The organism is Collinsella sp. AM24-1, from assembly GCF_003470325.1.
Taxonomy (GTDB): Bacteria; Actinomycetota; Coriobacteriia; order Coriobacteriales; family Coriobacteriaceae; genus Collinsella.
Genome location: NZ_QRHM01000038.1, coordinates 1 through 7,770, shown reverse-complemented (window position 1 = coordinate 7,770; position 7,770 = coordinate 1). Strand labels below are relative to the sequence as shown.

At 58.5% G+C, this 7,770-nt stretch carries 6 protein-coding genes; 3 read left to right on the top strand and 3 right to left on the bottom strand.

What is annotated here, in order from left to right; translation table 11 throughout:
- Window positions 1–213: 213 nt before the first annotated feature.
- From coaE to uvrB, 3 genes are read left to right on the top strand one after another with little or no spacing between them, the layout of a single operon-like run.
- Window positions 214–855: a dephospho-CoA kinase gene (coaE, locus tag DW661_RS09750; protein WP_022093788.1), complete on the top strand. Its 642-nt coding sequence runs from the start codon at window positions 214–216 to the stop codon at window positions 853–855.
- On the top strand, window positions 848–1,429 hold the full coding sequence (locus DW661_RS09745) for a lytic transglycosylase domain-containing protein (RefSeq protein ID WP_022093787.1): 582 nt from the start codon (window positions 848–850) through the stop codon (window positions 1,427–1,429). Before coaE ends, DW661_RS09745 begins: the two co-directional genes overlap by 8 nt.
- A gap of 51 nt (window positions 1,430–1,480) precedes the next feature.
- Window positions 1,481–3,721 (top strand): excinuclease ABC subunit UvrB, encoded by a 2,241-nt coding sequence (gene uvrB / locus DW661_RS09740; RefSeq protein ID WP_022093786.1) that lies wholly within the window; start codon window positions 1,481–1,483, stop codon window positions 3,719–3,721.
- A gap of 65 nt (window positions 3,722–3,786) precedes the next feature.
- On the opposite strand, the gene DW661_RS09735 is transcribed toward uvrB, so the two are convergent.
- From DW661_RS09735 to DW661_RS09725, 3 genes are all read right to left on the bottom strand, one after another.
- Window positions 3,787–5,427 carry an NAD(P)/FAD-dependent oxidoreductase gene (locus tag DW661_RS09735; RefSeq protein ID WP_118935456.1) on the bottom strand — a complete coding sequence of 547 codons (1,641 nt, stop codon included), beginning with the start codon at window positions 5,425–5,427 and terminating at the stop codon, window positions 3,787–3,789.
- An 80-nt stretch (window positions 5,428–5,507) separates the two neighbouring features.
- Window positions 5,508–6,779: an NAD(P)/FAD-dependent oxidoreductase gene (locus tag DW661_RS09730; protein ID WP_118935455.1), complete on the bottom strand. Its 1,272-nt coding sequence runs from the start codon at window positions 6,777–6,779 to the stop codon at window positions 5,508–5,510.
- Complete coding sequence (locus DW661_RS09725; protein WP_022094864.1) at window positions 6,780–7,610, bottom strand: Mrp/NBP35 family ATP-binding protein; 831 nt, start codon at window positions 7,608–7,610, stop codon at window positions 6,780–6,782.
- Window positions 7,611–7,770: the final 160 nt, after the last annotated feature.

The window sequence follows — 7,770 nt, the reverse complement described above, 5'->3', positions numbered from 1 at the left end:
GAGGCCAGGGCGCCGCTGACCGGTGGACGGCACCGAGCCGTACGCTTGACTTGAAGAAGGGGGAGGCCTCGCGGCCTCCCCCTTTTTGCGTTGTATATACGTTGTACTTTGGGACCTAGCTCCCCCGTATGTGCTCTTACTGTTTGGCTGTATTTTGAGTCCATCTAGTGTATTTGAGCGATAATTACTCGCATTGGCGTTAGGGAGGGCTTGATGTTTACCGTATTTGTCTTGGGCAATATTGCTTCGGGTAAGTCAACTGCCTGCCGCTATTTCGAATCTCGTGGCGCTATGCTTATCGATCTGGATGAGCTTGCAAAATCGCTGTATGTGCCGGGCTCTGATATCGTCAATACACTCGCGGATGAATTCGGTTGGGACATTTTGGATGAGGAAGGCGGCATTCGCCGCGGCATCCTCGCTTCTCGAGCTTTCGCTTCTCCTGATTCGGTCGCACGGCTCAATGACATCGTGCATCCCATTCTGATTGAACAGCTTTCGCTTAGGATTCTCGATCCGGTTTGTTGTACGGTTTCATCTCCCCGTTATCCTTTTGCGGTGGTCGAGGTTTCTGCTCCGACTGGTTTTGAGGATGCATTTGGCTTGGCTGATGAAATTTTGGTCATCAGCGCCCCTTTGTCAGTTCGTCGCGAGCGCGCTATTCAACGTGGCATGGAGCCATCTGATTTTGATGCCCGTTCTGCTTGCCAGCCCGAAGAGTCTGCGCTGTGCAATCTCGCTACAACTGTGATTGACAATGCGGCAGACGATAACTCGCTCTTTGAACAACTGGACGCATGGCTTTCGCGCCATGGGTTCGGGGATGTAGCGGATAAGGAGGAGGCCGATGCCTAAGACACGTTTCCTTACGTGGTATCGCCTTATACCGCTGGCTGCCGTTTTTGCCTTCGGCCTTATCTCATTCGTTTACTCATATGCTCCTGCCGCTTTCTTTAAGCCGCTGTATCCGATTGACTACGAGGCGTATGTAAAGCAATCCAGTATTTCGCATAATCTGGATCCGTATCTGGTGTGCGCTGTCATTAAGTCTGAATCGAATTGGGATCCCGAGGCCGAGTCGAATCAGGGTGCTCAGGGATTGATGCAGCTGATGCCCGAGACTGCCCAGGATATGATCGCCAAGGGCCTTGTCGACGGTGGCGAGTATTCGGCCGACAACCTTAACGATCCGGCTACGAATATCGAGTTTGGCTGTGCGTATCTTTCGTATCTTCTAGCGTATTTTAACGGGTCGACTGACAGTGCCATTGCCGCCTATAACGCCGGCATGGGCAATGTCGACGGATGGGCGCAGCAGAGTACGTCGCTTCATAATGCAATCACCTTTCCCGAGACGCAGGCGTATCTGATTCGTGTCAATAATGCCTGGGTTCGCTACAAAACCCTCTATCCCGATCGGTTCGTATAGGACTATGCCTGCCGCCTGCGTATACTGCAGATATATGAGTTAGGAGTATCCATGGCGGAATTTGAAGTAGAACGCGTTGGTGGTGAACTTAAGCGCTTTGGCGTTGAAGGCTCTGACGTGCCGTTTAAGGTCGTGTCTCCCTATGACCCTGCAGGCTCTCAGCCTAAAGCCATTGAGTCGCTTGTGCAGGGTGTGAGGGACGGAGACCGCTATCAGGTTTTGCTGGGCGTGACTGGTTCGGGCAAGACCTTCACGATGGCAAAGACTATTGAGGCCCTGGGAAAGCCGACGCTGGTCATGGCTCCGAATAAAACGCTCGCCGCTCAGCTTGCGAGCGAGCTCAAAGAGTTCTTTCCCAACAACGCTGTGGTCTACTTCGTCTCGTACTACGACTACTATCAGCCCGAGGCGTATGTGCCGCAAAGCGATACATATATCGAGAAAGACTCCTCGATTAACGAAGAGGTTGAGATGCTGCGACATCAGGCGACCGCATCGCTGCTCTCTCGACGCGATGTGATCGTTGTCGCATCGGTCTCGTGTATCTATGGCATTGGCTCTCCTGAGGACTATGCAGGTCTGGCTCCAAACGTCGACAAGAAGGTGCCGCTCGAGCGCGATGACTTTATCCATGCACTTATCGACATTCAATATGATCGCAATGACTATGACCTGGCACGCGGCACGTTCCGCGTGCGCGGCGATGTTGTCGACGTGTATCCGCCTTATGCCGAGCATCCGTTGCGGTTTGAGTTCTTTGGCGACGAGGTCGAGCTGATTGCCGAGATCGATGAGGTCACCGGTGAGATGCTTCGTGAGTACGAGGCCATCCCTGTATGGCCGGCATCGCACTACGTGACCGAGAAGCCGAAGGTCAAGGCGGCTCTGAAATCGATCAGCGAAGAGTGCGAGAAGCGCGTGGCGGAGCTCAAGGCGACCGACAAGTTGCTCGAGGCGCAGCGTCTGCAGCAGCGCACCGATTATGATCTTGAGATGCTCGAGACGATGGGCTTTTGCAACGGCATCGAGAACTACTCGCGTCATCTGGACGGTCGCAAGCCGGGTGAGCCGCCGTTTACCCTAATCGATTACTTTCCCAAGGATATGCTCTGCATCATCGATGAGAGCCATGTGACGGTGCCGCAGATTCGCGGCATGCACGAAGGTGACCGCTCGCGTAAGGTGACGCTGGTGGAACACGGTTTTCGCCTGCCCTCGGCGCTCGATAACCGCCCGCTTCGTTTCGATGAGTTTGAGGCAAGGATACCCCAGTTTATCTATGTTTCGGCCACGCCGGGCGACTACGAGCTGCGGGTGAGCCAAAACGATGTGGAGCAGATTATTCGTCCGACTGGCCTGCTCGACCCCAAGATTGACGTGCGTCCAGTTCGCGGCCAGATTGACGATCTTGAGGACGAGATTCGCGAGCGCGTTGCCCGCAAGGAGCGCGTGCTGGTGACCACGTTGACCAAGCGCATGGCCGAGGACCTGACCGACCATCTGCTCGACGCAGGCATTAAGGTCAATTACATGCACTCTGATACGGCGACAATGGACCGTGTCGAGATCCTGCGAACGCTGCGCGAGGGCAAGATCGATGTTCTCGTTGGCATCAACCTGCTTCGCGAGGGCTTGGATCTCCCCGAGGTCTCACTGGTGGCAATTCTCGATGCCGATAAGGAAGGCTTCTTGCGCAACCGCCGTTCGCTGATTCAGACGATTGGCCGCGCGGCCCGTAACGCCGATGGCGAAGTCATCATGTATGCGGACGTTGTGACCGATTCGATGAAAGAGGCCATCGAGGAGACGCAGCGCCGTCGCGAGATTCAGATGGCATATAACGAAGAACATGGCATTGTGCCCAAGACAGTGCGCAAGGCCATCAACGACATCTCAAGTTTTATTGCCGAGGCCGAAAAAACTGTGGGCTCCAAGGGACGCTCGAAGGGCGACTCTCTTGGCCATGGCGCATTCTATACGCCCGATGAGTCGGGCGAGGGCGGTGTGCCGGAAACGGTGGCGCCCGAGCAGACACTTGCGGAGCAGTTGGAAGAACTGCCGCATGACGAGCTTGTGCGGATCGTCGAAACCATGGAAGAGGATATGCGTAACGCTTCTGCCGCTATGGACTTTGAGGAGGCGGCGCGCCTGCGCGATGCCGTCGTTCAGATTCGGGCGATGCTCGAGGGTGCGTCTGAGGACGAGACGATCGAGCGCTTACGCTCGCAGGCCCGCAAGGGTTCCACGTTCGCATCGGGCAGAAAACGCCAGGGTGCACGGTTTAAGAAATAGCGAACAGGCCCCGAGTTCCCTGTGGAGCTCGGGGCCTGTGTCTTTTGCGCGCTGGAATTCGTGCGTTAGAGGTCCGCGATCAGGGCTTCGGCACAACGGATGCCGTCGGTGGCCGCGCTCATGATGCCGCCGGCATATCCAGCTCCCTCACCACAAGGGTAGAGGCCCGGGGTCGACACGGCATGGCACGTTCGGTCTCGGGTGACAGTGACCGGTGAGCTCGAACGAGTCTCCACGCCGGTAAGAACGGCATCGGGACGGTCGTAGCCTCGTAGCTTTTTTCCGAGTAGGGGAAGTCCCAGGCGGAGCGACTCGACGATATGCTGCGGCAGGGCTTCGTCAATTGTCGTCCAGGTCACACCGAGCGGATAGGTGGGCTTTACCTTTCCGGGCGCCTTGCTGGCGCGTCCTGCGAGGAAATCTCCGACGAGTTGTGCCGGTGCGTTCCAGTTGGAACCGCCCAGGCGATAGGCGGCCGCCTCGCAGGCGCGCTGGAGCTCGATGCCGGCGAGCGGGTCATCGTTGGGAAGGTCCTCAGGCGTGACGTTAACGAGCAGGGCGGCGTTTGCGTTGCGTCCGTCGCGGGCATTGAGGCTGGCGCCGTTGACGCACAGGTGGCCCTGCTCGGAAGAGGCGGCGACAACCTGCCCGCCGGGGCACATGCAAAACGAGAACACGCTGCGGCCGTTGGGAAGATGGGCGACGAGCTTGTAGGGGGCTGCTCCGAGGGCAGGATGTCCCGCCAAGGCTCCATATTGGGCTCGGTCGATGTCGCGCTGCGGATGCTCGATGCGAACGCCCATGGCAAAGGTCTTTTGTGCGAGGGCCACGTTGTGGTCCTTAAGGAGCTCAAAAATATCGCGAGCAGAATGCCCACAGGCGAGGATGAGGTGCTTTGTTTCGATTGGCTCGTAAGCGGCGTCTTGGGACGATTGGACATCGATACCGGTGATGGCGCCAGACGCGTCGGTGCGAATGTCGACGAGCTTCGTTCGATAACGGACGACACCTCCGAGCTGCTCGGTGCGCTGGGATATAGCGGTGACAACCTTGGGAAGGATGTCGGAGCCAATGTGCGGCTTGGCATCCCACAGAATATCGCGGGGCGCACCCGCCTCGACGAAGGTTTCGAGGATAAGGCGATGGGCGGGATTTTTTGTTCCCGTATTGAGCTTGCCGTCCGAGAAGGTCCCCGCGCCGCCCAGGCCAAACTGGATATTGCTCTCGGGGTCGAGGATGCGCTCCTTTAGAAAGAGGTCGATCGCCTGCGAGCGGCGAAATGCCGGGTCGCCGCGCTCGATGAGCAAGGGCTTAAGACCTGCTTCGGCGAGCGTAAGCGCAGCGAAAAGGCCGGCGCATCCGGCGCCGACAACGACAGGGCGTTCTTGAGGTGCGTCGGAGGCGGGGGAGGGGAATGAAGGCTCATCGTCTTCTATCGCGCGTACGCGCGAGCGGTCACGCTCGGCAACGCTGTCGACCGCTTCTCGCTCGAGGTGGGGACTAGTCAGCTCAACACGAAAGCTCAGGATAAAATGGACGTCTCGTTTTTTGCGAGCGTCGATTGACTTGCGGTGGAGCTCGATGGACTTGATCTCGGAGTCCTTGCAACGTAGGACGCGCTTGGCGACTCGCTTGCCAACAATGAGACAGGCATTTTCATCGTCGGCTTCATCGAGCGACGCGTTGACTTGGGTGATTTCGATCATCGAGGTCTCCTTAGAGGCAAGAAAGAGGCCGTCCGGTATCCCAGACGGCCCGAATGCGTTTTTGATTATAGACTGCGCGGCTACAGGCTGCTTGCAGCGCGAATGCCCGAGATCCAGGCCCACGCAAGGTTAAAGCCTCCGCAATCGGCGTCGATGTCGAGCGCTTCACCGCAGACGTAAAGCGGGGCGTCGACAACGCTGCGCGCGCGTAGGCTGGGTGTTGAGATGCTCTCGACAGATACGCCACCACGCGTGACCTGCGCTGAGCGCTCCTCGGCTGTTCCCTTGACGAGCAACTTAAAGTGCTTGAGGATCGAGACCAGGTGGATGACATCGTTGGAGCCTGGATGGCACTGCTCGAACGCTGTGCAGACGACGCGGGAGAGTTGCGGGGCGAGCATGCCGTCGAGCCAACGGGGATCGCGGGGCGAAAAGCCGCCGAGCAGCTCAACGCGCCGGTTGAGCGTATCGAGCAACTCGTCTTTGGAGAGGTCGGGGAAAACGTCGAGCAGGATCGTATCGCCGTGCTGGATACGACGAGAGAGGTTGAAGACAGCGACGCCCGAGATACCGAAGGTTCGAAACAGCACTTCACCGTCTTCGTGCCAGAGCTCATTATGATTGCGGGCGAGCGTCAAGCGGGCGCGGACGCGCAGGCCATCCAACGTCTTGAGCGCCGCCCGATCGTCAAAGACCGTTGCCGATACGGGGCAGAGGATGGGGCGCAGCGAAGTGAGGGGGAGGCGAAACGTATCGGCGATACCGGTGGGGTTGCCGCCCGTGGCGATAATTACGGCATGTGCCTGCAGGGCCACGTTCTTGCGAGGGACATCAGCGAGCGCTTTCCGAAGCGAGCGGAGCTCCGATTTTCGGTCGTCGTGCTTTTTTGCCTTGAGCGCCCGCGCTGGACGGTCTATTTGGAGTGCCCAGCCTTCGGAAGCTTTGTGCGCCGAGGCAACGTAGGCTCCGCAGATTAAGGTGATACCTAGGCGGTCGCAAACGTTGAGAAGCGCGTCGCGCACCGATTCGGCGCGAAGGGAGCGCGGGTACAGCCGGCCTTCCTCGGAGGTTGTCATGATACCCAGCGAGGAGAAGAAACCCATAAGCTCTTGTTCGGGCTGGGGGCCCATGACGGATGTGACGAATGCTGGGTGGTTATACCGCTGAGGATCGATCGATTCGTTGGAGAGGTTGCAGCGGCCGTTACCGGTCGCAAGGAGCTTAAGGCCGCAGGCGACATCGCGCTCAACGATGCAGACGCTTTTGCCAACGCGTGCGGCCGTAATGGCGGCGGCGAGGCCTGAAGCCCCGCCGCCGATTACCAGGACGTCATAGAAGGCGCTCGCGTTCACTTAGGCCTCGTCGGTCTCGTGCGGGGTAATAGCCTCGACGGCAGAGACTGCCTTGGGCAACATGCCATCGGGCAGCGCGGTCTCGACCTCGCCCTTATCGCAGGCCTCGGCGAGTGCCGGATTAATGGGAAGCTGCCCCAAGATGTCGAGGTTATAGCGCTCTGCGACCTCGGGGAGCTTGCTCTTGCCAAAGACCTCGATCTTCTTGCCGCAGTCGGGGCACTCAATATAGCTCATGTTCTCGACAATGCCCAGAATGGGGACGTTCATCTTCTCGGCCATGTTGACCGCCTTGGCGACGATCATCGAGACCAGATCCTGCGGGCTCGTGACGATGACGATGCCGTCGACGGGCAGCGACTGGAAGACGGTGAGCGCGACGTCGCCTGTTCCCGGAGGCATGTCGACCAGCAGGTAGTCGATGGGGCCCCACGAGGTCTCGCTCCAGAACTGCCTAATGGCGCCTGCGATGACCGGACCGCGCCAAAGGACGGGGTCGGTCTCGTTTTGGAGCAGCAGGTTGGAGCTCATGACCTTGACGCCGTGCTCGGAGATTTCGGGCAGCATAAGGTTGCCAAGGGCATGGACGTGGCGTCCACTCATACCGAACATCTTGGGGATAGAGGGACCGGTGATGTCGGCATCGAGGACGCCGACCTTGTGGCCGTGACGGGCAAGCTCGGTGGCGATGGCACCGGTGACAAATGACTTGCCGACACCGCCCTTGCCGGAAAGCACGGCGATGACGCGCTTGACCTCGGACAGCGTGTTCTCCTCAAATTGCGACGGCGACGTTTGTCCGCCGGCGGCCTGTGCGTGTTCGCAACCCATGTATGACTCCTTTGTATATGCTGGGGCCGGGGCCCCGCGATGTGACACGAGCGTCATTGTACCCTCGTTTGCGAGCGGGAGTCATTTGCGATGCGTTTGGGCCGAGCGTGCTTGCAATACCCTTGATTATCGACTTTATCCGAACACCTCCCACATTCAT

What these genes read in the sequence shown, in the direction of transcription:
- DW661_RS09745 (WP_022093787.1), top strand. Translation starts at nt 848, where the DNA reads ATGCCTAAGACACGTTTCCTTACGTGGTATCGCCTTATACCGCTGGCT.
- coaE (WP_022093788.1), top strand. Translation starts at nt 214, where the DNA reads ATGTTTACCGTATTTGTCTTGGGCAATATTGCTTCGGGTAAGTCAACT.
- DW661_RS09735 (WP_118935456.1), bottom strand. Translation starts at nt 5,427, where the DNA reads ATGATCGAAATCACCCAAGTCAACGCGTCGCTCGATGAAGCCGACGAT.
- uvrB (WP_022093786.1), top strand. Translation starts at nt 1,481, where the DNA reads ATGGCGGAATTTGAAGTAGAACGCGTTGGTGGTGAACTTAAGCGCTTT.
- DW661_RS09725 (WP_022094864.1), bottom strand. Translation starts at nt 7,610, where the DNA reads ATGGGTTGCGAACACGCACAGGCCGCCGGCGGACAAACGTCGCCGTCG.